The organism is Massilia frigida, assembly GCF_011682175.1.
Classification (GTDB): Bacteria; Pseudomonadota; Gammaproteobacteria; order Burkholderiales; family Burkholderiaceae_D; genus Telluria_A; species Telluria_A frigida.
Genome location: NZ_WHJG01000012.1, coordinates 1 through 24031, shown reverse-complemented (window position 1 = coordinate 24031; position 24031 = coordinate 1). Strand labels below are relative to the sequence as shown.

Here is a 24031-nt window from a genome sequence, read left to right as displayed (position 1 = left end):
GTCCCTCACAGGCCCAGGATCATCTGGGTGATGATATTGCGTTGAATCTCGTTCGAGCCGCCATAGATGGAGGTCTTGCGGAAATTGAAGTAGTGCGCGGCCAGCGGCGCGGCGTCGTCATCGTCGAATACGCTGTGCGGCGTTGCCGATTCCAGATAGGCCGGGTCGAACGGCAGCGCCATCGGGCCGACCGCTTCGACCATCAGCTCCGTGAGGGTCTGCTGGATTTCGGTGCCGCGCACCTTGAGCACCGACGCTTCCGGTCCGGGCGCCTTGTGCTCTTGCGCCAGCACGCGCATGACGGTCATTTCCAGCGCCATCAGTTCGATTTCCAGGGTGGCCACCTTGGCCGCGAACAGCGGGTCCTCGATCAGTGGCTTGCCGTTCTTGTTGCGCTGCGCGGCGATGCGCTTGAGCGAGCCCAGTTCGCGCTTGGAGCGGCCCACGGCGGCGATACCGGTGCGTTCGTGGCCGAGCAGGTATTTGGCGTAGGTCCAACCCTTGTTTTCCTTGCCGACCAGGTTTTGCACGGGCACGCGCACATGATCGAAAAAGACTTCGTTCACTTCATGGTCTTCGTCGAGCATGATGATCGGGCGTACCGTCACGCCGGGGCTGTGCATGTCGATCAGGAGGAAGGAGATGCCTTCCTGCTTGCGCACGCCGCTATCGGTGCGCACCAGGCAGAAGATCATGTCGGCATGCTGGGCCAGGGTGGTCCAGGTTTTCTGGCCGTTGACGACGTAAAAGTCGCCATCGCGTTCAGCGCTGGTCTTGAGCGACGCGAGGTCGGAGCCGGCGCCCGGTTCCGAGTAGCCCTGGCACCACCAGTCCTCGCAGGACAGGATGCGCGGCAGGAAGCGGGCTTTCTGTGCGTCGCTGCCGAAGGCCATGATGACCGGGGCGACCATGTTGACGCCGAACGGCAGGATGGGCGGAGTGCCGGCGCGGGCGCATTCTTCTTCCCAGATGTGGCGCTGCACGGCGCTCCAGCCCGGACCGCCGAATTCGGTCGGCCAGCCCGGCGCCACCCAGCCCTGTTTGGCGAGGGTCTGGTGCCAGCGCACGTAATCGTCCTTCGACAGGCGCAGGTGCTGGCGCACCTTGTGCTGCAGATCGGCCGGAAGATTGGCGTCGAGGAAGGCGCGCGCTTGGTCGCGGAACGCCAGGTCCTCGCTCGTATAGTTCAGGTCCATACAGTCTCCTTGTTGTTATCGCCTAAAAATAGCACGACCGTTCACAATGATTGTACCCGAAATAATCGCGCCGGGAAGATGGCTTTTGCGGGCATGAAGATCGGCCCACGCGGTACGCCGCGAGGCGGTAAACTGTGCGTTCAGATCACCTCGACCGAGAATTGAATGAGAACAGACAGCCGCCTTTCCCGCGTGCTTCATGTGCTGCTGCACATGGCCAGGCACGACGGACCTTTGACATCGGAACACATCGCGAAAATGCTGGATACGAATCCGGTGGTGGTGCGGCGCACCATGGCCGGCTTGCGCGAAGCGGGTTATGTGACCTCCGGCGCGGGCAAGCATGGGGGCTGGTCGATGGCGTGCGATTTACGGTCGGTGACCCTGCTCGATATTCATCGCGCGGTCGGCGGGCCGCATTTGTTCGCTATTGGCGTCGATAACGAACATCCCGACTGCGCGGTAGAAAAGGTGGTCAACCAGGCGCTGGGCGAGGCGCTGCAACGGGCGCAGGCGATCCTGATCGAGAGTCTGGGGAATGTGGTGCTGGCCGATCTGGCGCAGCAGTTCGACCAGCTGTGCGTGGACGGTGGATGGGACATCGCGGCACGGCACGGCAATAGCAACGCGAAGGGCTAGTCGCGGCAGGCGACCATCTCAAGCACGCTTCCGCACCGCAGCGGAGGGCGTCAAAATGGATAATGTGGTTCGATTCTCCGGCGCCAGAAGCGGTGCCGTCGCGTCATCGGCAAATGCGGTGTCGCCCGCCCCCGTCACGATGACAAGGTGAGGCTCATAAAAGTCAGCTGGCGCTGTTTTCGATTCTTGAATTTCAGCGAGGGCAGCCGGATGATCGGGCCCGCTTTCCAGCCATGTATCCCCTATCTGGCTCGCATCTTTCGGATGGGTCGCATGTTCGACGTAAATCCCCCCAAACCTGTCTCCGGACCAGGAAATCGGCCTTGTCCGCGTGCCCTGCTCTGCCGCGAAAAAACGCCGCGCCGAAGCGGGCGCCAATGTGACGGTAATTGACCTGAGCGGCGCGCCCTTCGAAGTGCCAGGCATGACGGTCTCTCATTTCCTCAGTGGCCCAATTTGGTATTAATTTCCTCCAACTTGGTATGCATATATCCGATTATTGGTGTTATATTGGTATACCGATCTTGCACATAAAACATCGGAATTGTCGCGTAAATCGATTCCGCCCATCACCGCGCGGGCACGGAGTGACGCGCGGCACACGGATCGACCAGGTTTATCCCCGGCATGCAAGTGCCCCGACAATTTGATATGGAGCCTCAATTGAACAAAACAATCCTCAATAGCCTGATCATCAGCGTACTGGGCGGGACGCTGGCCGCGTGCGGCGGCGGCGGCGACAATACGTCCACCGGCACCCAGTCATCCCAAAGCAAGATGTTGGCGGCAACGAGCGTCTGTAACGCAGCGTGGAACAGCGCCACCGTCTATGATGGCGGCAAGTCGGCCAGCTACGGGGGGATCAACTACACGGCCGCCTACTGGACGCAGGGCGACAATCCATCGACCAACAGCGGGGCCGCTGGAAGTGGCAAGCCATGGACGGTGAGTGGCTCGTGCGGCACCACGCCGACACCGACACCGACGCCAACACCGACGCCGACACCCACCCCGCCACCGACCTGCTCATCCCAGACCTGGAGCGCAGGAGTGAACTACAGCTTGGGCAGCGTGGTGAAGTACCCAGCTAACGGCAATTTCTACAAGGTCGTCAATAGCGGCACCAACGGCTCCGACGGTACTGATCCGACCATTAGCACTTGGTATTGGCAGCAAACTACTTGTGGCAGCACGCCAACGCCGACGCCTACTCCCGACCCGGCAGGTAGTTTTGCCGGCCTGTCAAAAGCGCAGTTCGAAGCATGGTTCCCCAGCCGCAGTTCGTTCTACCAATACGCCGACTTCGTCACTGCAGCAGGGTACTATCCAGGCTTTGCCAAGTCGGGCAACGCTACCCTGGACAAGCAGGAAGTGGCCGCCTTCTTCGCCAACCTGCAGCACGAGTCGGACAAGCTAAAGGCAGTGAGGGAGTACAACACCGCCAACTGGCCCTTGTACTGCGACGTAAACTGGGTACGCGTCGCCTGCAAGAGCACCAACATGGTCGACCAGTACTTTGGTCGCGGCCCGATCCAGATCAGCTGGACCTCGAACTACCGCAGTCTGGGCAACGCCATGGGCCTGGGCGAGCAACTGGTGAACAATCCGGAACTGTTGGCCACCAACGCCACCATTGCCTGGAGAAGTGCGGTCTGGTACTGGATGACCCAACCGGGCCGCGCCGGCAGGTCGGCGCATGACTCGATGGTGGGCGGATACGGTTTCGGCCAGACCATCAATGCCATTAACGGCAATCGCGAATGCGCAGGCGGCACCGAGTACCAGGGGCCGGCACAGATGCAGACCCGGGTGAATTACTACACGACCTTCACCCAGAACTTGGGCGTACCCACCGGTCCCCATCTGACTTGCTGATAGGCACGGGCTGAAGCGCTGGCCTGAAACGTCAAAGGCGGCATCGATGTCCTGATGCCGCCTTTTTCCTATCGACGTGTCTGGACTCGGGGGACTATGTACCCATCCGTAGCTGGCCGCTTTTCAAGGCCAGAGCGGTTTAGCGTACACTGTTTCAATCGATCCGTTGACGGCTATTCAATGACCCAAGCCCTGCACAGCCAAGCCCGCACCACGCACCACGCCACGCTGTTAAAGCTTATGATCACGAGACTTTTCCACGCAACAGGACTGACGAGGACGCAGTCCAATGTCGTTCCCGTCAGTGTCAACTTTAAGCACCACAAGAACCACGCCCTGAGAACAGTCAGGATATAAGGAGAAACAGTATGTTCAATCACATCATGGTGGGCACGAACGATATCGAGCGCTCAAAACGGTTCTACGACGCGCTGCTTGGCATGCTCGGCGCGGGCGCCGCTTCGCAACGTGGCCGCCTCCGGTCACACCCGGCTGTTCTATCGCCATGATGGAAACACGTTTTGCATCACCGAGCCGATCAACGGCGAGGAAGCGACGTGCTCGAACGGCGCGACGATCGGCTTCAAATGCAATTCGCCTGAGCAGGTAACGCAATTTCACGATGTCGCGGTGGCGCATGGCGGCGTATCGTGCGAAGCCCCTCCGGGTTTGCGTGAGGGCGACATGGGCCCCGTGTATTTATCGTATGTACGCGATCCGGACGGTAATAAACTCTGCGCGCTGCATCGCCCTAAATAATCCCAGGGTGACATGCCATCACCTGCTGGGACAGCAGTGCGACGATTCGCATTGACCTTCAGGCGCACGCTCAGCGCTCGTTCATTGCCAGATTTTCCGGCACACGGCCGCTGAGCAGTGGCCGAACGGCGCGGCAATAAAGGCTCAGATGCCATTTACCTTATGCCATCCCGCCATCGTCATTCCCTTGCATCGATGTGCACGCGGCCTCACATCCCTGCCGGCGCTGGTGATCGGCAGCATGATGCCCGATTTCGTCTACTTCTTTGCCTTTGGCGTCAGCGGCAGGTTCAGTCACAGCGTGCCGGGGATATTCCTGTATTGCGTCCCCGTCGGCGCCCTGGTGTATCTCCTCTATTCCGCACTGTTGAGGCAAGCATTCCTTGCGTGGCTGCCGCAAGCGGTGAGCGCGCGCATGGCGTGGCACATTCCCATGCCTTTGCAAAGCGTGCGAACGGTATCGGTCATGCTCGTTTCACTGGCGGTCGGCGCGTCGACCCATCTAATCTGGGATAGTTTCACTCACCCCGATACGATGCTTGTCTCCCGCCTCGACCTGTTACGCACGCTGGTCACGGTCGGCGGCCACGATATACCCGTATTCAAAGTTCTTCAGCACATGAGCAGCCTGGTCGGATTCATGGTTATCGCCAGCTATGCCGCCGCCTGGTTGTCACGCAGCGAGCCGGGCCCGCCTTATCAACCTTGTTTCAGCGACAGGCAGCGGCGGCTGGCCCTGGCCGCTGTCGGGGTGGCAAGCGTGCTTGGTGGCGCGTGGGGGCGACTGTTTCGACGCGTGACATCGGCTGAACACGGAATTTTCAACATGGTGACGACGGGTATGGCGTCAGGAGCAATCGCAATCGCGCTCGTTTGCGTCGGCTGGAACGCATACGTCCGTACCAGGACGCGGACACGCTGACGCCAGCGGGGATGGCGCCAGCGTCCAATGGACGCTGTTCTGCGCCTCCCGATAGCGATATGGGAGGAGCTGCCGCCGCCATAGCCGGGCAACTCGCATACGTCAGCATGTAAACGACTGCGGGGCCTCAACGGCCCCGCATTGCGATCTATTCCAGACCTGCTCAGTTACCCGCTTTAACAGCCGGCAAATAAGGCATCAGGCGCGCCGCCATGCGCGTATCGGTCTTGAGCATCTCGATTTCGTCGGCCAGGATGTGCGCCGCTTCCTGCAGCATCACGTCCTTGGCATCCTTGGCCGCTTTTTCGGCGGCCAGCTCGGATGCCAGGTTGCGCTCGTCGGCCTGCAAGCCATCGTCCTGACGGTTCGGCTTGGTGGCGGCGGCCTTGGCGGTCTTGGCCGGCGACGCCAGCTTGCTGCGCGCATCCTTGGCGTCGGTCATATCGGCCGGCTCGTCGGTGACGGCGGCACGCAGGGCGACCTGGCGTGCCTCGCGCTGCTTGGCCTTGGCTTCGAGCGCATCGCGTTCCTTGCGGCGCACCGCTTCGTTCAGCGAGATCACATTATCCTTGCGCAACTTACGCAGCTCGGCCATGTCTTCCTGCAAGTACTGGAAGTCCTTGTCCTTGGCGATGCGCGCTTCGTGGCGCTTTTGCAGCGGAGCAACCAGTTGCTTGAGGTTGCCCGACGGCGTGAACGCCACCGGCTTGATCGCTACCCACGGCAGGGCATTGTCGTAGCTCGACTCGCCGAAGCCTTCCGGATCGGAGGTGACCGGCATCTTGATGTCGGGCGTGACGCCGCGCAACTGCGTGGTACCGCCGTTGATGCGGAAAAATTGCGCGATGGTCATCTTGAGTTCGCCGTAGCGCGCTTTTTCGCCCGGATTGCCCCGGTCGAGGTTGACCAGGGTCTGGACAGTGCCCTTGCCGAAACTCGGTTCGCCCATCACCAGGCCACGGCCGTAATCCTGGATGGCGGCGGCGAAGATTTCGGACGCCGATGCGGAGCCGCGATTGATCAACACGCCCATCGGGCCATCCCAGGCCAGGCCCGGCTGGGTGTCGTTTTCGACCTCGACCTTGCCTTCGGCGCTGCGCTGCATGACAACCGGGCCTTTATCGATGAACAGGCCGGTCAGCTCGACCGCCTCGCCCAGGGCGCCGCCGCCATTGTTGCGCAGGTCGATCAGCACATTGTCGACTTTCTCTTTCTTGAGCTCGCCCAGGATGCGGGCCACGTCGCGCGTGGCGCTCTTGAAGTCCTTGTCGCCACGGCGGCGCGCCTCGAAGTCCAGATAGAACGTTGGCAGGGAAATCACCCCCACCCGGCGCTTGACGCCGCCTTCCTTGACTTCGATGATGGTTTTCTTGGCGGCTTGTTCTTCCATGTTGATTTTCTTGCGCACCAGCGACACGGTGACGGTCTTGCCATCGGTACCGGCGTCGACCGGCAGCACGTTCAGGCGTACCACCGATTCCTTGGGACCACGGATCAGTTGCACCACGTCATCGATACGCCAGCCGAGCACGTCGGTGAAGCCCGGCGAATCGGCCTGGGCCACGCCGACGATGCGGTCGCCGACCTTGAGCTTGCCGGACATGCCGGCCGGGCTGCCCACCACGATTTCGCGAATGACGGTGTAATCTTCGCGCTGTTGCAGCACGGCGCCGATGCCGTCGAGCGACAAACGCATGGCGATGGCGAAATTGTCGGCCGAACGTGGGCCGAGGTAGTTGGTGTGCGGCTCGATCGAGGTGGCGTAAGCGTTCATGAAGGTCATGAACACATCTTCGCTATCGACCTTGCTCATGCGGCCGGCGTAATTTTCGTAGCGCTTGTCCAGCGTTTCGCGGATCGACTTGTCATCTTTCCCGGCCAGCTTGAGGCGCAGCCAATCGTTCTTGACGCGCTTGCGCCACAAGTCGCGTGCTTCATCCAGGTTTTTCGGCCAGGCGGCTTTTTCGCGGTCGATCTGGAAGGTTTCGTCGACGGTGAAGTCGAACTTGCCCTTGAGCAGTTCACGCGAATAGGTGAAGCGCTCGTTGAAGCGCTGCTGGTACAGGCTGTACATGCTGAACGGCGTGGTCAGGTTTTCTGTCTTGATCGCATCGTCGAGCTTGGTACGGATACTGTCGAAGGAATCGATATCGCTCTGCAGGAAATGCAGGCGGTCGCCATCGAGCGATTTGAGGTAGCGGTCGAAAATCTTTTCGGACATCGCATCGTCGAGCGGCGTGACCTTGTAATGGTGGCGTCCAAAGACGGTAGCGGCCCAGGCGGCGGCCTGCGTTTGCGTCGCAACCGGCCGCAGCTGGGTGGCGCCTACCTTGACGGGCTGCGGGACTGCCGCTTGTGTCGTCGCGGCAAATGCCAGTGCGACCATCAACATGTGCTTCTTCATTCGTTGTCTCTCCGAGCGGGAACTGGTGTTATCTGCGGGCGAAACCGTGCACTGCAAGGGCGCCCAGCCGCTAAATCGGCTACTGCTGCTGATTCTAACAGGATAGTGGCGTGGGGCAGAGCCAGCCAGCGCGTTGCCGCGAAACCGAGCTTACGGGCTGGCGGCGGTGCGGGTTCATGGATTTACAAATTGAAACAGGTGCGGCCGGAAGTGAAACACCACCCAGGCCGCGCCGACGATGATAAACAGATAAGGCCAGGAGCGTATTGCGATACGCCAATCGACCATCGATGGCCAGAACGACAGGAACTGGGGCGCCAGCGCCAGCGCAATGAACAGGTCGCGCAGGTCGAACTGCCAGCTCTGGCGGGTGCGCCACCAGGCCACGCAGAACGGCAGTAGCACGATCACCAGCGGCGCCAGGGCGGCCGGCGCAGCGTTATACCAGCGCACCCGGGTCAGGATGACCGAACCGAGTTCCCAATGCCGCCCTACCCTGCGCGGAATCACGGTGAACGAGGCGGGCCGCGCGCCGGTCAGCAGGCCGGCCACGAAGTGCGCCAGTTCATGGCAGATGGTGCCGGCCACGGTGAACAGGAAAAAGAACGGATGGGCGCCGGCCAGCACCCGGATCACCAGCGCCAGCGCGGCCGATGGCGCGAGGTAGAGGAGAATTTCCTTCATGGGGCGGCTATCGGCAATGCGGCGGGGAATTGTCCGGCGTTCATGGCCGAACTTATACCATAGACCAGGCCGACAGGACGCCCGCATGCTATCGTGCGTGCCTCACTCCCCGCCCCGCCGAATTGACCGCCCATGCCCCTGTTTACCGTCATCCACCCGACCGTTCCCAATCCACCCGCCGTGAACGACCGGATCACGCTGCTGGCGCGCGCCCACAGCAAGCTGCTTGCGGTCTTGCTGGACGCGGTGAGGCCGGGCATGGCGACCGCCGACCTGGCCGACGTTGCGCGCGAGCAGGCGGCAACACTGGGAATCGGGCTGTCGTTCCGCACCAAGATGGGCTTTCCCGATGATATTTCGGCATGCATCAATACGCAGGCGATGAATAGCGTTCCAAACCGGAATACCCTGATCAAGGATGGCGATATCGTCAAGATCGCCTTCGGCAGCACCGATGGCGGCGGCGCGTTTTGCGTGCAGAACTGGAGCATGCAGGCCGGGACCATCCTTCCCGCACGGCGCGCGCTACTGAACGACGCCCGCGACAGCCTTGACGACGCGCTGGCGTATTGCCGTCCCGGCATCAAGGTATCGGAACTGGCCGCGCGGCTGGCCAGATCGGCGGCGGAAAAGGGATTCTGGCTATCGACCGAATTTGCGGGCCATATGATCGGTCAGGAACCTGTCATGCCGCCCTCGATCGTCCAACCGAAGGGTCTGTTCGCCACCGGCCATGCGCTAACCGAAGGCACGGTACTATCGCTGTTCGTGCTGGCGCATGCCGCCAGGCCGCGCCTGGACCGGCGCGACGATGGCTGGACAGTGGTGGACCGCAAGCACGGGATGTCGGCCGCGTACAGCCACATGGTGCGGGTGGCGGCACTGCCGCAGCTGCTGACGTCGCCGTATCGGCTGCACGCCTGAGTGCACTAGTAAAACTGGCATTCCCAGCGCCACTGGCCGTCGGACGAGCGGTAAAAGTAGCCGACCCCGTTATCGCCCCACATCCAGCCGACCTTCTCTTCCGAGCCGACCTGGAACACGAAGTCATGCAGGCCGGCACCGTGCTGGATCTCGTACGGATAGCCGCCGACCTTGGTGCCGATATGGCGCGAAAAATCGTCGAAGAATGCATCGGATGCAGCCTCGCCCCCGTTGACCGCTGTCAGACCGACAATTTCCCAAGCCCCCTCCCAGCCCGGCGCATCGTCGTCCACGCGGGTCCAGCGGATGGGAAAGGGCCGGCACGGATGCGCCACCCCGGGCAGCGCAACAAGGCCGTCGACGCTCGCATATTCGCGGATCAGCCATCCTTCGCCGTGCGGCAGGTCGAAGGGATGGCGCGACAAATTCTGGAACAGCACCAGCAGCGCGACGTCGCGCAATTGCTCGGGCACGAATGGCAGTTCGCTGACCCGGATCTGCAGCAGCGGGAACATGGCACTGCCTTCAAATTCAGGCAGTGTTTCGTGCGGTAAGCCGACGCCGCGTCCGAACCACGATGTCAGCGGGTCCTGCGGCGGACGAAAACCGCCCGCGGTGCCCAGCGACGCGCTGCGCAGTGCCAGGCGCAGCTGGTCCAGTTCGGCGCGGGCGGCGGGGTTCATGGTCCGACGTAGCGTTGGTCCAGCGCGAGCACGAGGCGCTGGACATCAGCGGCGTAAAAGCCGGACGAATTGAGGGTATTGATTTCGACGATCTTCATGCCATTCGCGCTATCGCAGGCGTCGATGACGAATGCGTCATGCGGCGACCATTCCTCGATACGCGCTTTGACGAATTGCGTGAGCCGTTCATCGACATCACTGGAATAAATGACCTGGCTGCCGCGCTTGTACAGTGATTGGGTAACGATGTCGCCGCCAACAACCCAAAAACGGTATTCGGCGTAAATGGCCACCGGCCGGGATAACTGGATCAGGGTGTCGGGCGCGAGGCTGGTGGCATGACGGTCCGAAGGATCGCAGACGGCGTTTTGCCATGCGGCGAAGGCGTCCGCATCGAACACCCGCCCCGAAAAATATTTGGAATCGTTGACCGGACGAACAAACATCTGCCCGCCGCTGAAGCGCGCGTCGCGCACCGTGCTAACGACGGCGCCAGCGTTGAGCATATGCTCGCCCCAGTGCGCCCGCTGCTGCCCGAAATCCTGCGCATACAGGTCGAAAACGCCCGGCACCCAGCCGTGTTTTGCCGCCACGTGGCGCATCGAGTACGAACCGATGCACATCACATTGGCGTGGGCAATCACCGCTGGCGGCAGAAGCTCGCCGGTTTTCGGCGCCACCGCGTGGACCGAATACCCGATGCCGAAGCGCTCCAGGGTGGCGATCAGGGCATCCCAGCCGGTTTCGGACACAAATCCCTCTTGCAGTATCCAGTGCATCCTGTTTGGCTCCTGCTGGTGACAGTCGGGCAGCCGACGGGGATATTGCAACGACCGCTTGCACAAAATAATATCCCCGGTGGCAATACCGCCTGAAAACAGCGCGGCATCGCAGCGGGGATGACAATGGAACAACAAGTGCGGCACCCGGCGTTACATCCGCAGGATGACGTCAAACCGCTCTATTTATAGAACGCTTCGACCTTGCCTTTGAGTTTGATCAGCATCGGATGGCCCTTGCGGTCCAGTGCTTTGCCGGATGGAATCTTGATCCAGCCTTCGCTGATGCAGTATTCCTCGACGTTGAGGTATTCCTTGTCGTTGAGCTTGATGGCGACGTCGCGTTCGAACGCAGCTTCATTGTGAAAAGGGCTGCGCGGGTCGATCGACAGGCGGTCGGGCAATGGGGGGAGTGTAGTGGTATCGTTCATGGGCGAATTATCCACCAGATCGGCGCGCAGTACAACGGGCTTCGGTGCCGCCTTTTGCAGCAATGGCAAGTATGGCATCATGCGCCTTTCGGGCAGCACGCCCAACTTGAAAGGAAATCATGACAGCACTGACACGACTGAGGGATGCGGAAGACGCCATGCGCGAAGGCCGCCATGACGAGGCATTGGAAGCGTTTATCTGGTTCTATCAGCATGCCCTGGAAGAAGATCCGTCGCTGGAAGAAATGCGGTACTACCTGATCGGCATGTGGGTCGAACTCGGCAAGGCTTACCCCAAGGCGCTCGAGGCGCTGCGCACGATCCGCAGCGACAAAACCGATGCGCTGCTGCGCGGTGAAAGCGACCGGGAATTATTTTGGGATATCGTCATCATCGATGCGGAACTCGGCAATACGGCGGCGACCTATCAGTTCTATCTCGCGCTTGCCGAGGCGTGCCCGGTGTTTGCGGCCGAGTGCGCGCTGATTGCCATGCCCGCGATTGTAGAGGCGCAGGATTATGCGCTGGCGGCACGCCTGATGCCGGCAGCGGAGCCGTTTGTGCGCGAAATGGCCATCGTGCTCGAACAAGAGATTGCGGCAATCAAGCACCGTCCGTTGTCGCGAACACCCGAGCGCTGGGCAGAAATCACCACGTATGTCAGCGAAGTCCAGCGGGTGCTCACCGTCCTGGCCGGGAATGGCGATCCTGACGAAGCGGCCCGCATCAAGGCCCTTGCAGTGAGCCTGATCAAAAGCCCATCCGTGCGCAGGGAAGTCGCGGCCGGATTGAGCAAACCTGCAAAGGCACGGCGCTCCTGACAGCATCCGTCGCGGCATGGGCGATTCATGCTGCCGCGTAAGCTTGCAGCAGCGCGTCCGCGTTTGCCGCATCGGCAATATGCAGCAGGACCGTCTGATTTAGTTCCAATACCAGGCGGGACACAGCGTATTTATATAGGCCGAAAGCATCTTCGATCAGATCGAGGGTTGACTAAGTACCCATCTTTAAGGGGAAACATGAACGGACACGAACGGCTCCAGAATGCGGCAAAAGCCTCGCGCGAAGGTCGCCACGAAGAAGCCTTACAGGAATTTATCTGGTTCCATCATCACGCGCTGGAGGAGGAACCGTCGCTGTACGGTGTGAGGTTGTCCTTCGCGCTCGGTTATTGGACGGAGCTGGGGCAAGTCTATCCAAAAGCGCTCGACGCGCTGCGCGCCATTCGCAAGGACAAGGCGGAAGCACTGCTACGTGGCGACGCCGGGCTGGAGTGGTTTCGGGATGTCATGGCCATCGACAGGGAGCTTGGCAATACTACCCTCACCTATCAGCTTTACGTAGCGCTTGCAGAGTCGTGTCCGGCGCTGGCGACGGAATGCGCACGCGCGGCTTTACCCGCGATTGTGGCGGCGAAGGACTATGCACTAGCGGCGCGTCTGATGCCGCCACCCGAGCCGCTACTACGCCAACGCGCAATCATGCTCGAACACGATATCGGACGCATCAAACATCGACCCGTTACTCGCGCCCCCGCACGTTGGGCCACTATCTTTAATTACGTCGACGAGGTAAAGCGGCTGGTCACGATTCTGGCCGGGAACGAGGATTTTGCGGAAGCCACCCGTATCAAGGCCCTGGCAATCAGCGTGATCAAAAGCCCGTCCGTGCGCAGGGATGTTGCGGCGCAATTCATCAAGCCTTCCAAGCCGCCGCGCTCCTCACGGCGTTAAGCGCGACAAGACCGATTTACGCTGCCGCGTACGCTTGCAGCAGCGCTTCCTCGTTTGCCGCGTCGGCAATATGCAGCAGGACCGTCTGCTTCAGTTTCACGACCGGATGCGCCACATCGTGCTTGCAAAAGCCGAACACATCGGCGAGCAAGTCGTCGGCATGCCACGAGGTGGGAATGAAATGCTGGTCCGGGATTTCGCCGAAGTCGAACGCTTCGATATTGGCCATGTCGACCGCGTCGTCCCAGGAACTGCAATCGACACCCCAGGCGACCATGTAGCGGCAACCGGATTTGACGATCCAGTTGCTGACCTGCGATTGCCATTCCGGCGACACGGCGGCATCGGCGATGACCACCATCTTGTACGGTGCCGGCTGCACGCGCCCGGTGGGCGTATCGCCCGGCGCAAGATGAATATAGATGACGGGATGAGACATGCAAACACCTCCTTACCCTCGGGGCTGGTCAGCCCGCATAAAAACACCGGCCGCAAGCCTGGCGATACTGCTCGTTTCCGCCGATGCTGACCTGCTCGCCTTCCCGGATCCGCTTGCCCTGCCCGTCCACGCGGATATTCATCGTGGCTTTCTTGCCGCAGGTGCAGATATTTTTCAATTCCTCGATATCGTCGGCCAGCGCCAGCAAATAGGCCGAGCCAGGAAACGGCTCGCCGCGAAAATCGCTGCGCAAGCCGTAGCAAATCACCGGTACACCCCTGATTTGCGCCAACTGGTGCAATTGCTGCACCTGGGCGGTCGATAAAAACTGCGCTTCGTCGACCAGCACGCAAGCCACATGCGGCGCATCGTTCAGGAAATCGGTCGCGCCATCGAAGATATCGACTTCGCGCTGCGGCCCCAGGCGCGACGTCACCTGCCCCACGCCATAGCGGCTGTCGATCGCGGCCGTGTACAGCTTGACCTGCTGGCCCTGCTCTTCATAGTTATGCGCGACCTGCAGCAGTGCTGTCGACTTGCCGGCGTTCATCGCCGAATACCTGAAATAAAGTTTTGCCACTGCGTGTTCCCACCAATTGAAGCGCGTCATTATAGCAAGCGCGGCGGGCCAGCCTGTTGCACCTTAGCATCAGCGAGTGAAATCGACGACCACCTTGCCGGGCCCATGTCCGCTGTGGGATTCCTCGATCGCCTGCGCCAGGGCATCGAAGGCGACCACCCGGGCGATGGTCGAGCGCACGCTGCCGGCGGCCACCGATGCGGCAATCTCGGTCAACTGCCGCTGGTCCGCCACCATCATGAACCACAGGCCGCGCCGTCCGGCCGGGGTGCGCGCCACGATGTCCGGCGCGGCCGTGCTGACGATGGCGCCGCCCTTGGCGAGAACCTGCCAGGAGCGGTCCAGCGTATCGCCGCCGACCAGGTCGAGCACCAGGTCGACATCGCGCACCTGCTCCTCGAAGCGTTCGGCGTGGCGGTCGATGACGCGGTCCGCACCCAGCGCGAGGACATGCGCGCGGCTCGACGACGACGCTGTCGCCACCACCACGGCGCCCGCCGCCTTTGCAAACTGCACCGCGAAGCCACCTACCCCGCCGGCCGCGCCGTGGATCAGCACCTGCTGGCCGGGCCGCAGCGGGCCGGCGGCGCGCAGCGATTGCCACGCGGTCAGGCTGGCCACCGGCAACGCCGCCGCCTGCGTGTAATCCATCGCTGGCGGCACCAGCGCCAGCTTGTCCGCCGCAATCGCGACCACGTCGGCATACGCGCCAAGCCTTCCCAGCGGCGCCATGACACGGTCGCCCGGCGCGAACCCCGTCACGCTAACGCCGGCCGCCATCACCTCGCCAGCCAGTTCGATGCCCAGCGTGGCGGGCAGCGCCAGCGGGAATGCCGCTTGCAGGTATCCCTGGCGGACCTTCCAGTCCAGCGCATTCACGCCGGCCGCATGCACCCGCACCAGCACCTCGCTGGCGCCCGGCGCGGGTACGTCGACCTGATCGACCCGTACCACGCCGGCGCCGCCGTAACCATGAATCCGAACGGCGCGGTTCATGCTGCTTCTCCCAGCGTCGGGTAGTCGGTGTAGCCGGCCGGTCCGGGCGAATAGAAGGTCGACTGGTCCGGCGCATTGAGCGGCGCGTCCACGCGGAAGCGCTGCACCAGATCGGGATTGGCCAGATACAGGCCGCCGAACACCGCGGCGTCGGCACGCTGCTCGCCGATGACGCCTTGTGCGCTCGCCTGGGTCAATCCGCCACCCTGCAGGTAGGCGCCCGCAAACAGGGGCCGCAGCGCCGCGTGGTAGTCGAACGATGTCTTGAACAGCGCCACGTGCAGGTACGCCAGTTTGAATGGCGCCAGTTGCTGTACCAGATAGCGGTAGGTCTCCTGCGGCGTGGCGTCGCTGATGTCGTTAAAGCCCATCTCCGGCGAGATCTTGATGCCGACACGCTCGCCACCGGCTTCGCCCGCCATCGCGGCCAGCACCTCGAGAATGAAGCGCGCCCGATTCTCGATCGAACCGCCATATTGGTCGGTGCGCTCGTTGGTCGACGAGGACAGGAACTGCTCCGGCAAATAGCCCGACGCCGCATGCAGCTCGACGCCATCGAAGCCGGCGGCGAGCGCGTTGCGGGTCGCCACGCGGTACTCCTCGACCACCTGCCGCACCTCGCCGGTAGTCAGTGCGCGCGGCTGCGCCAGTTCCAGCGGTCCGGCATCGGTGTACACCGTGCCCGCCGCCTTGATCGCGGATGGCGCAACGGGTGCGGCGCCGTCCGCCAGCAGGGTCGGATGCGAGATGCGCCCGCAATGCATCAACTGCATGAAGATCCGTCCGCCCTTGCGGTGCACCGCATCGGTAACCTTCTTCCACGCGGCGATCTGTTCGCCGGTATGAATGCCGGGCGTGCGCACGTAGCCCTTGCCCATCGGGCCAGGCCAGGTGCCTTCGGTGATCAACAGGCCGGCATCGGCGCGCTGTTCGTAGTAGGTGATGGTCGCCGCGGACGGCACGCCGCTGGCGCTATCGGCACGCGAACGGGTCATGGGCGCCATGACGACGCGGTTAGGCAAAGTGAGGCGGCCGAGGTCGAGCGGGGTGAAAAGCGTATTCATCTGATTCCCTTCTGGCTGAGTGAAAAGCCATGGTACATTGATGCGCTGATAGTAGAAATAGGCAGGAATGGGATTTACTGCTGCAAAAATGGAGCAATCGATATGCAACTACTTAATTACATGCATCTGTACGTGGAAGTCGCGCGGACCAAGAATTTCCGCAAAGCGGCCGATACCTTGGGCATGTCGAGTTCCACGCTCTCGCGCAATATCGCCGCGCTGGAAAAGGAAATCGGCGTACGCCTGCTGCACCGCTCCACGCGCCGGGTGGAACTGACCGAGGCCGGCGAGGCTTACTTCAACCGCTGCCAGGGCATCGTGGAAGAAGCGAAGATGGCGCACGAAGCGCTGCGCGGCGCAGCGGTCCACCCGAGCGGCACGCTGCGCATCTCGATGCCGGTGGACTTTGCCATCAACTATCTGGCACCGCTGCTGGCCGAATTTGCCGCAGCCTACCCGCTGATCGACTTTGAACTTGATGCCGGCGCGCGCCGGGTCGACCTGCTGGCCGAACCGTTCGACCTGGCGATCCGCATGGGGCCTGCCCCGGCCGCGCCATCGACCCTGGTCGCGCGCCAGATCGCGCTGCTGGAGCGCCATTTATATGCGTCGTCCGCTTATCTCGACCAGGCGCCGCCGCTGGCCCATCCCGAGGACCTGGCACATCACACCTTGTGCGTCGCCGGAGGGATCAAGCAGGAAGGATGGGTACTTTTCAACGGCGCGGACAGCACGACGGTGCCCATCGCAGCGCGCTTCATGCTCAACAGCATGGGGCTGAGCCGCGCATTGGCGGCCCAGGGGGCCGGTATTGCCATCCTCGACAACGTGATCGCGCGCGCGGAACTGGCGTCAGGGCAGCTGCGGCGGGTTCTGCCGCAATGGAGCCTGGCGCCGATCCCGGTGCATGCGATTACCGATACGCGCCTGCTGTCGGCGCGTACCCGGCTGTTTTTGGATTTTTTGAAGGCGCGCCTCGCCGCCCACGGTTCAGTCGCGCGGCGCTAGCACCCGGGCCGGGTTGCCGACCGCCGTGGCGCCGGCCGGCACGTCGCGCGTGACCACGCTGCCAGCGCCGATGACGGCATCGTCGCCGATGCTCACGCCGGGCAGGATGATGGCGCCGCCGCCGATCCACACATTGCGGCCGATGCTGACCGGACGGCCGAATTCCAGGCCCGCGCGGCGCTGCTCGGGGTCGCGTGGATGGTCGGCCGTGTAAATCTGCACGGCCGGACCGATCATCGTGCCTTCGCCGATGGTCACGCCGACGACATCGAGAATAACGCAGTTAAAGTTCAGGAAAACGTCTTTGCCGAGGCGGATGTTGTAGCCGTAATCGCAGTGAAACGGCGGGCGGATCGCCGCACCCTCCCCGACTTCGCCGAGCCCCTCGGCCAGCAGAACGTGGCGCGCCGGTGCCGGCTCGGCCAGCGCCGCGTTGTAGCGCACCATCCATGCCTTGGCCGCCGCATGGTCGGCCTGGATTTCCGGGTCGCTGAAACGATACGCCTCGCCAGCCAGCATTTTTTGTTTTTCACTCAGTCTCACGTGGCGCTCCTATTGGCCGGGATGATATTTGCGTTCGAGCTGCTTCTCGATATCCGCCTTGTAGAACAGTACGTCCTTGAACTGCCCCTTGCTGTACATCTCGGCCTGGTCGCTGAAGTGCGGCGAAGCCGGATTGCTGCTGTTGCCACCCGCCAGAATGCTCTTGGCGCGCACGCGCGGCCCGAACTCCACGGCCGCCACGAAGCTGTTGCCACGGTCGCCGTATATGCGCCTGGTCGTTTGCGGCGCCACCATGCCGAAGGCGGCCAGCGAGCCCCAGGTGGCGGACGCGAACGCCACCGGATAGCTCGGTTTGGCGTCGTCGTACTGCTGCGTGACGTCGCCGCCCATGCGCTGGAAGCGGTTGATCTCGCCCCATGGCGTCTGCCAGGTACCGAAATCAGCTTCCAGCCTGGCCGTGGCGCGCACCAGTGCCTGCAAGCGCTCCGCCGGCGCCAGGCTGTCGCGGATGTAGTCGGCCGTCGGCACGCCCTTGGCCTTGGCCGCGCTTGACGCTCTCCCGATCATGTCCTGGCCCCAGTAGATCGCCAGCGAGGTCGGGACCGACGCCACGCCGTAGCGCCGGTCCCACCCGCGCAAGGCGGCCATCTGCGGCGCCAGTTGCGCCCTGAGCGCGTCGCCCTCAGGCAGTGCGTCGTACGCCGCCGACAATGAGCCGATGAGCGGGTCGAAAGCGGTCAGGTGGCTGTCGTAAGCGGCGGCGATCAGGCTGTCGAGGGTAACGTCCTTTTGCTTTTCCAGCACCGCCACGGCATGCAGGCCGCGCGCGTTTTCGGGCAGCGACCACATATACAGGGGATAGTCCTGCTGGCGCGGACTACTTGCGCCAGCAGCGGCGAACGGCCAGTTGTTGGTGTTCTGGAGCCAGCCGCTCGCGGGATTGAACAGCGTGATGGTCTCGTCGATGGCGTGCAAGCCTTGCCATTCGGTCGCCGGATTGCTGCCGTCGACCGGCTTTTTCCAGTCGAAGGCGGTGTCGCGCCGGGGCAGGAAATTCCCGTGGAAGTAAGCGATGTTGCCATCGGCGTCGGCGTACACGGTATTGTTCGACGAATTGGTGCGCAGTTCCATCGACGCGCGGAACTGCTTGTAATTGCGGGCCTTGGTGCGGGTGTACGACTGCATCAGCGCCTTGAGCGGCTCCTCCATCAGCTTGACCGACACCCATTTGCCGCCCTCCTCGCGCACCACCGGGCCGTGGTGGCTGAAATAAGCCGTCACGGTCTTGCTGTCCATGCCGCCAGCGGTCTTGTAAGGCAGCGTTACCTTCACTTCGCGCAGGGCGCGCTCGCCGCTGCCGTATTTGTAGACATGCTTGCCGTCTTTTTCGGTCACCGTTTCGAGATACTCGTCGATCACGTCGCCGCCGCCCGAGGTGTGCATCCAGCCCGCCTTGTCGTTGAAGCCCTGGTAGACGAAGAACTGGCCCCAGGTCACGGCGCCGTAGGCGTTCAGGCCCTCGTCGCTGACCATATGGACCTCGGGGCGGAAGTAGAAAGAAGTGTGGGGGTTGATCAGCAGGAGCGCGTGGCCGGACGCGCTCCGTTTCGGCGCGATGGCGAAGCCGTTCGAGCCGCTCGGTTCCTTGTCGAGAACATTGGACGCGTCGGCCAGCGCCAGCGCGCTCTTCTTGCCGTAGAACTGTTCCAGCTCCTTGAGGTTGATCGATTCGATGTCACCGCCGATGCTGCCTTCGCTGAACGCGAGCGCCATCCATGGCTCGAAATGCGTGATCAGGCGCGGCTTGACCTCGGGGTGGGTGTGCAGGTAAAAGTTCAGGCCATCGGCAAAGGCAATCATCAGCTTCTTGAGCCACGCCGGACTGGCCGCGTAGCTGGCCTTCATGCCTTCTGGCGTGATGTACATCTTCATGCGCAGGTCGCGCCAGATTTCAGCCTCGCCTTCGACTTCCGCCAGGCGGCCAAGCGCATTGATGTAATTGAGTTCGACCCGGTTGAAATCGTCCTCCGCCTGCGCGTACAGCAGGCCGAAAACGGCGTCGGCATCGGTCTTGCCGAAGACGTGAGGAATGCCCCACTTGTCGCGCATGATGGTCACGCGCCGGGCGGTCTTGTTCCAGCGCGCCTGTTGCGCGGACGCGCCGGGGCGGGTGTCGGAAGCGGCGCAGGCGGGCAGCATGGCGCCGAGGATGGCGCAGCCTAGCAGTGTCAAAACGAGAACGGGTCGAAACATCGATGAATCTCCTGACGAGGATGGTGATCCGGGGCAGCCGCCCGCGTTGCTACGCGCCGCTGTCGCCCAATGCCGCGAGGCGCTCCCTGAGGACCTGGTTCTCGGCGCTCAGGGCGTCGACCTTGCCGCGCAGGGTAGCTACCTGGGCGCGCAGTTCGGTTTCGGCATCGGCTGGCGCCTCTTTCGGCGGACGGCTCGCTGCCTTCTGTTCGCGCACCTGGCGCGCGGCCTGCTGCAGTTCCTTGCGTCCGCCGGCGACGGCCGCGATCTGCACCGATTCCGGCAGCGAGGCCACGTTGGCGGCGGCGTTGATCGAGATGGTCCCGGAGCGCACCGCTTCGACCAGCTGCGGCGTGGCCGCTTTCTGGATGCGTTCGATCTGGCTGATGGTATTGCTCGACACGCGCGCGGCCTTGGCCACGTCTTCACGCGTGTTCCATGGCGGCGATTCGGGCACCTTGGGCGCATCCTGCGCGTCCTGCGCGGCGGCTTTCGGCTCCGGCTCGGCGGCGCGCTGCGCCACGCGGGCGGCGACGATATCCTTCTTGCGCAGGGCGAGCACGCCGCGCTGGTAGTCCGACACGCTGCGGCGCGCCAGGTGGTTATCGATCATCCACAGCATCACGTCATCGAGCGTGGCGAAGGTCGCGTTCTGCACGGTGTTGAATTCGATATGGTGCTTCTGGCAGATTTCGTAGCGATTATGGCCGTCGATCAGCACATCGTTCCATAAAACCAGGGCGTCGCGGCAGCCCTCGGCCAGCAGGCTGCGTTCGAGCGCGGCGTATTCGTTGGCGGTGAGCGGGTCGATGAAGGAACGCAGTTCCTCGTTGATAGTGATGTTCAATTCGTGTCCTTGTAAATGCTGCGGCGCGCCGGGCTACGGCGCGCCGCCACGAATGCTACACCATACCGTGGACGAGGGGAATGCACAGCGGATCGCGCTGGATGACACGGCGGCGGCCAATTGGGCACAGTACCAGCGTCGCGCGGGCACGGCCGACCGGCCAGTCAAGGAAGGGGGGATTTTTGCGGAATAAACCCGCTTTTGCGGAAAAGGTGGCGGGGCTTTGAAGCTACAAAACCCCGCCATTGCTGGTGCCCGGAGCCGGAATCGAACCGGCACGCCCTTACGAGCACGAGATTTTAAGTCTCGGGTGTCTACCAGTTTCACCATCCGGGCAGCGGGCGAGATTCTAGCACAGGATGTGGTCGATACGGCCACTTTCAGCGCGCCGCTGCAAGCAACGCCCCCGCGCCACCGATGCCGCCGGTCCGATCACCCGTCCCGTGCGGGTTGCATGTGCACTTGGCGGAAAAAGTCCACGATGGTATCAATACATACTTACCTAATTTACAAGTCGTCTGATAACATATGATTTATCTTTAAATAACTAATGGGAGACACATGACAAATATCATTCGCAAGACCTTGATCGCCAGCGCCACCGCCTTGGTTGCCTGTAGCGCCGCCGCACCGGCTTTCGCAGCTGACTGGCCGAGCGGCTATGCGAAGTGCGCCGCCGAGCGGGAAACCTGTGTCGTCGGCGCCAGCAAGCGCTCGGTTTCTTACGGCGTCAGCAACAAGTGGGTCACCAAGAGCCTCTCCGGCAACGTAGCGTGCAACAACACGACCTTTGGCGATCCGGTCCCGGGCAAGAAAAAATATTGTGCGATTGGTCCGGTGACGCCGACGCCAACTCCTACGCCTACGCCTACGCCGACACCAACTCCGACGCCTACCCCGACACCAACTCCCACGCCGGTGGTCGACGCCGGCACCACGACCACCGTCTGGGCCACGGGCTGCGATACCACCAAGCCGGCCACCACGCCAGGTACCTGGACGGCTGGCGGCCCCTCCCCTGACCGCCCGAACTACAGACTGGTCAAGGAATCGACGCACTTCGCTTTCTATTCCGACGAAGCGGTTTCCGATGCCGACCTCACTCTGGCGGTATCCACGCTCGAAAACACGGTGTGGCAGAACCTTTTCAACAGCAATCTGTTCATGCCCGAGCCGTTCTACAACACGGCCAACAAGATCAAGCCCTCGATCCACATCCACTCGACCGATGGCCTGAGCGCTGGCGGATGGGCGCGCGACCGGGTCGGCATGTGGATCGGCCCTGGCGCCCTGAAGGACCACTGGGGCCTGACCCACGAATTCACCCACGCCTGGCAATTCTGGATGGCCTACAACTGCGGCCTTGGCTGCCCGGACTCGAATACCTGCGGCTGGATCGCCGAGAGCCACGCGAACTACACGCCGCACCAGCTCCCGGAATACAAGAACGAGGCCCACTGTTCCGAGATGCTGTCGAACGCGCCGCACCTGTACCTCGGATCGACCCGCGACCGCTACTGCAACTGGCAGTTCATGGAGTACCTGAAAGACAAGCAGTGCCCGGCCGCGACCAACCAGATCCACACCACCCCGGGTCCGGCCCCGTTCACCAATATCCAGAAGTCGCGCGGATGGAATATCTCCCAGCTCAATGACTTCTTCGGCGACTGGGCGATGCACAATGTGACGTGGGACTACAAGTCCACGCCCGACGCTTTCCGCAACGCATACGGCAATATCACCCAGGCCGACAAGTCCGAGCGCATGCATCGCCTGATGCCGCTCGAAGCGCTCGACACCAACTGGACCGGCAACCGCCGCTTCGTCTCGCCGAACTATGGCGCGCCCCAGCGATTCGGCTACAACGTGGTTCGCCTGTATCCGGCCAGTTGCGCCACCACCGTCACCGTCAAGTTCCGTGGCGTGAACCAGCCGGGCTCCGACGCCGATTTCCGCTGGGGCCTGGTGGCCACCAATGCGCAATTCACCGCGCCGCGCTACAGTGCACTGCAGAAGGGCCTCGACGCCAACCTGACCTACAAAGTCAATCCGGGCGAGCCGCTGTTCCTGGTGGTGACGGCCACGCCGGCGGTGTTCAAGACCATCGTCGCGGAGCAGGAATACGGCTCCATCTGGCGTTACCCTTACATGATCGAACTGGCGAACGCCTGGCCGCAGGGCTTCCAGAACGGCCAGCGCGACGCCTGCCCATCGGGTACCGCGCGTCACGTCAACGGCGGCGGCTGCGCGCCGTCCAGCACGCCGGCGAGCGTCTACGTCGGTCCGTATGCCACGGTATTGGCCGGTAACTCGGTGACGGGCAATGCGCGCATCGAGGACCAGGCCATCATCGCCAACGGCACGGTATCGGGTGGGACGGTGGGCGGCTTGAGCATCATCGGCGAGAGGGGCAACAACGGCGACAATGCCTTTATCGTCGGCGGCTCGGCGCAGGTACGCACCACCTTCTATCCACTGGGGTTCTTCGAGCGCGCCCAGGCCGCGTCGGGCAGCTTGAACCTGTACGGGGATGTGGAGTATCGGGGGACTGGCCTCAATCTCGGCTCGGGCAACCGGTCCGGCTTCGTCGATGCCACCTCCAACGTGGGATCGGCCACCGACATCAATACCAAGGCGCGGCCAGTCTGGCGGCCGTGATCGGGAGCGTGCAGCAACGCTGAGTGGTTCCCGGACTCACCGCCGATGGTCGGCGATGAGTCCGGTGCAAAGCAGCTCAAGCAGCGGTGGCGGTCAAACTTTGCTTGGGGAAATTGCTTCCCGGGCGATATAGTCCTCGACCACAGTTTGGGCACTTCGCAAGGAAGACTCGGTCTGTTTCTGGTGCAAAGCCGTGGCCTTATTCTTGTGGCCCTCCGCAATCAATTTTTTTACTTCCGGCGACAAGTCCAGTGCCGCCTTATCCACCGGAAGCGTCAACAATAGAGTTTCTACTTTTTTCAGCCGCTCCGTTAGCCCACCAACCCGCGACAACAGGAGTATTACTCCAACAAGAATCGTGAACATGACCACGAAATTTACGTCAGCGTCAGACATCGTTCGCCTCCTCAAAAGAACTGCGGGAAATGGATTCATTCCGATTTCCCGCGATAAGTTAAGGTACAGGATGTTTATTTTGCGCTGAGCAGGCGCCAGCCAGCGTAGCCAGCGCAAGCGGCAATTGCTATGAGCCAATTGCAAAACGATTTTTCTGAACTGGCCGGCATCACGGGAGCGCGACTTTCCATCGCATTTTCGTGATGCTGGACGAATTCTGGTCGGTTATGGTGGCGGAATCATGGTTAATCTCATTC

General features: G+C 62.3%; 23 protein-coding genes, 1 tRNA gene and 1 pseudogene. 9 read left to right on the top strand and 16 right to left on the bottom strand.

Features of this window, described 5'->3' with window-relative positions; translation table 11 throughout:
- Window positions 1–5: 5 nt before the first annotated feature.
- Window positions 6–1196 carry an acyl-CoA dehydrogenase family protein gene (locus F2P44_RS13750; RefSeq protein ID WP_167087273.1) on the bottom strand — a complete coding sequence of 397 codons (1191 nt, stop codon included), beginning with the start codon at window positions 1194–1196 and terminating at the stop codon, window positions 6–8.
- A 165-nt stretch (window positions 1197–1361) separates the two neighbouring features.
- Between F2P44_RS13750 and F2P44_RS13745 the strand changes: the two genes are divergently transcribed.
- Window positions 1362–1835, top strand: coding sequence for an Rrf2 family transcriptional regulator (locus F2P44_RS13745; RefSeq protein ID WP_167087271.1), 474 nt, complete (start codon window positions 1362–1364; stop codon window positions 1833–1835).
- An 18-nt stretch (window positions 1836–1853) separates the two neighbouring features.
- Here the strand turns inward: F2P44_RS13745 and F2P44_RS13740 are convergent, their stop codons facing one another.
- Entirely contained in the window at window positions 1854–2261 is a 408-nt protein-coding gene (locus tag F2P44_RS13740) for a hypothetical protein (protein ID WP_167087269.1), read from the bottom strand.
- Between the two features lie 237 nt (window positions 2262–2498).
- On the opposite strand from F2P44_RS13740, the gene F2P44_RS13735 reads away from it, so the two are divergent.
- From F2P44_RS13735 to F2P44_RS13725, 3 genes and pseudogenes are all read left to right on the top strand, one after another.
- On the top strand, window positions 2499–3710 hold the full coding sequence (locus F2P44_RS13735) for a glycoside hydrolase family 19 protein (RefSeq protein ID WP_167087267.1): 1212 nt from the start codon (window positions 2499–2501) through the stop codon (window positions 3708–3710).
- A gap of 368 nt (window positions 3711–4078) precedes the next feature.
- A pseudogene (locus F2P44_RS13730) lies at window positions 4079–4469 on the top strand (VOC family protein).
- Between the two features lie 148 nt (window positions 4470–4617).
- Entirely contained in the window at window positions 4618–5391 is a 774-nt protein-coding gene (locus F2P44_RS13725; protein WP_167087265.1) for a DUF4184 family protein, read from the top strand.
- A 163-nt stretch (window positions 5392–5554) separates the two neighbouring features.
- Here F2P44_RS13725 and F2P44_RS13720 read toward each other — a convergent pair whose 3' ends face one another.
- Both F2P44_RS13720 and F2P44_RS13715 read right to left on the bottom strand, forming a co-directional pair.
- Window positions 5555–7795: a carboxy terminal-processing peptidase gene (locus tag F2P44_RS13720; protein WP_167087263.1), complete on the bottom strand. Its 2241-nt coding sequence runs from the start codon at window positions 7793–7795 to the stop codon at window positions 5555–5557.
- A gap of 174 nt (window positions 7796–7969) precedes the next feature.
- Window positions 7970–8479, bottom strand: a complete 510-nt coding sequence (locus tag F2P44_RS13715) for a hypothetical protein (RefSeq protein ID WP_167087261.1) — start codon at window positions 8477–8479, stop codon at window positions 7970–7972.
- A gap of 132 nt (window positions 8480–8611) precedes the next feature.
- On the opposite strand from F2P44_RS13715, the gene F2P44_RS13710 reads away from it, so the two are divergent.
- A complete protein-coding gene (locus F2P44_RS13710) occupies window positions 8612–9403 on the top strand; it encodes a M24 family metallopeptidase (protein ID WP_167087259.1) in 792 nt (263 codons plus the stop codon).
- 5 nt (window positions 9404–9408) lie between these two features.
- Here F2P44_RS13710 and F2P44_RS13705 read toward each other — a convergent pair whose 3' ends face one another.
- Genes F2P44_RS13705 through F2P44_RS13695 form a run of 3 tightly spaced genes read right to left on the bottom strand, consistent with a single transcriptional unit; the run spans window position 9409 to window position 11296 of the window.
- Window positions 9409–10086 (bottom strand): DUF1963 domain-containing protein, encoded by a 678-nt coding sequence (locus tag F2P44_RS13705; protein ID WP_167087257.1) that lies wholly within the window; start codon window positions 10084–10086, stop codon window positions 9409–9411.
- Complete coding sequence (locus tag F2P44_RS13700) at window positions 10083–11003, bottom strand: ATP-grasp domain-containing protein (protein ID WP_167087256.1); 921 nt, start codon at window positions 11001–11003, stop codon at window positions 10083–10085. The genes F2P44_RS13705 and F2P44_RS13700 overlap by 4 nt, the downstream gene beginning before the upstream one ends.
- Before the next feature lie 44 nt (window positions 11004–11047).
- Window positions 11048–11296: a DUF3297 family protein gene (locus F2P44_RS13695; RefSeq protein WP_167087467.1), complete on the bottom strand. Its 249-nt coding sequence runs from the start codon at window positions 11294–11296 to the stop codon at window positions 11048–11050.
- Window positions 11297–11454: 158 nt separating this feature from the next.
- On the opposite strand from F2P44_RS13695, the gene F2P44_RS13690 reads away from it, so the two are divergent.
- Together F2P44_RS13690 and F2P44_RS13685 are read left to right on the top strand one after the other, a co-directional pair.
- Window positions 11455–12117 carry a hypothetical protein gene (locus tag F2P44_RS13690; protein ID WP_167087255.1) on the top strand — a complete coding sequence of 221 codons (663 nt, stop codon included), beginning with the start codon at window positions 11455–11457 and terminating at the stop codon, window positions 12115–12117.
- A 198-nt stretch (window positions 12118–12315) separates the two neighbouring features.
- A complete protein-coding gene (locus tag F2P44_RS13685) occupies window positions 12316–13029 on the top strand; it encodes a hypothetical protein (protein ID WP_167087254.1) in 714 nt (237 codons plus the stop codon).
- A gap of 16 nt (window positions 13030–13045) precedes the next feature.
- Here F2P44_RS13685 and F2P44_RS13680 read toward each other — a convergent pair whose 3' ends face one another.
- From F2P44_RS13680 to F2P44_RS13665, 4 genes are all read right to left on the bottom strand, one after another.
- On the bottom strand, window positions 13046–13468 hold the full coding sequence (locus tag F2P44_RS13680) for a DUF7684 family protein (protein ID WP_167087253.1): 423 nt from the start codon (window positions 13466–13468) through the stop codon (window positions 13046–13048).
- Window positions 13469–13496: 28 nt separating this feature from the next.
- Window positions 13497–14048: a thymidine kinase gene (locus F2P44_RS13675; protein ID WP_167087252.1), complete on the bottom strand. Its 552-nt coding sequence runs from the start codon at window positions 14046–14048 to the stop codon at window positions 13497–13499.
- A 69-nt stretch (window positions 14049–14117) separates the two neighbouring features.
- Complete coding sequence (locus F2P44_RS13670; RefSeq protein ID WP_167087251.1) at window positions 14118–15044, bottom strand: NADP-dependent oxidoreductase; 927 nt, start codon at window positions 15042–15044, stop codon at window positions 14118–14120.
- Window positions 15041–16108 (bottom strand): alkene reductase, encoded by a 1068-nt coding sequence (locus F2P44_RS13665; protein ID WP_167087250.1) that lies wholly within the window; start codon window positions 16106–16108, stop codon window positions 15041–15043. The genes F2P44_RS13670 and F2P44_RS13665 overlap by 4 nt, the downstream gene beginning before the upstream one ends.
- 102 nt (window positions 16109–16210) lie before the next feature.
- Here F2P44_RS13665 and F2P44_RS13660 point away from each other — a divergent pair, with 102 nt between their 5' ends.
- Window positions 16211–17116, top strand: a complete 906-nt coding sequence (locus tag F2P44_RS13660; RefSeq protein WP_167087249.1) for a LysR family transcriptional regulator — start codon at window positions 16211–16213, stop codon at window positions 17114–17116.
- Here the strand turns inward: F2P44_RS13660 and F2P44_RS13655 are convergent.
- From F2P44_RS13655 to F2P44_RS13640, 4 genes are all read right to left on the bottom strand, one after another.
- The gene (locus F2P44_RS13655; RefSeq protein ID WP_187363316.1) at window positions 17099–17635 is read right to left on the bottom strand and encodes a sugar O-acetyltransferase; all 537 of its coding nucleotides are present in this window, start codon (window positions 17633–17635) and stop codon (window positions 17099–17101) included. The two genes, F2P44_RS13660 and F2P44_RS13655, sit on opposite strands and share 18 nt — an antisense overlap.
- A gap of 33 nt (window positions 17636–17668) precedes the next feature.
- The gene (locus F2P44_RS13650; protein ID WP_167087247.1) at window positions 17669–19873 is read right to left on the bottom strand and encodes a penicillin acylase family protein; all 2205 of its coding nucleotides are present in this window, start codon (window positions 19871–19873) and stop codon (window positions 17669–17671) included.
- Between the two features lie 49 nt (window positions 19874–19922).
- Window positions 19923–20720, bottom strand: coding sequence for a hypothetical protein (locus F2P44_RS13645; RefSeq protein ID WP_167087246.1), 798 nt, complete (start codon window positions 20718–20720; stop codon window positions 19923–19925).
- Window positions 20721–20969: 249 nt separating this feature from the next.
- A tRNA-Leu gene (locus tag F2P44_RS13640) sits at window positions 20970–21056 on the bottom strand.
- A gap of 225 nt (window positions 21057–21281) precedes the next feature.
- Here F2P44_RS13640 and F2P44_RS13635 point away from each other — a divergent pair.
- A complete protein-coding gene (locus tag F2P44_RS13635) occupies window positions 21282–23378 on the top strand; it encodes a DUF6055 domain-containing protein (RefSeq protein ID WP_187363320.1) in 2097 nt (698 codons plus the stop codon).
- 93 nt (window positions 23379–23471) lie between these two features.
- On the opposite strand, the gene F2P44_RS13630 is transcribed toward F2P44_RS13635, so the two are convergent.
- Window positions 23472–23774, bottom strand: a complete 303-nt coding sequence (locus tag F2P44_RS13630) for a hypothetical protein (RefSeq protein WP_167087245.1) — start codon at window positions 23772–23774, stop codon at window positions 23472–23474.
- Window positions 23775–24031 lie beyond the last annotated feature (257 nt).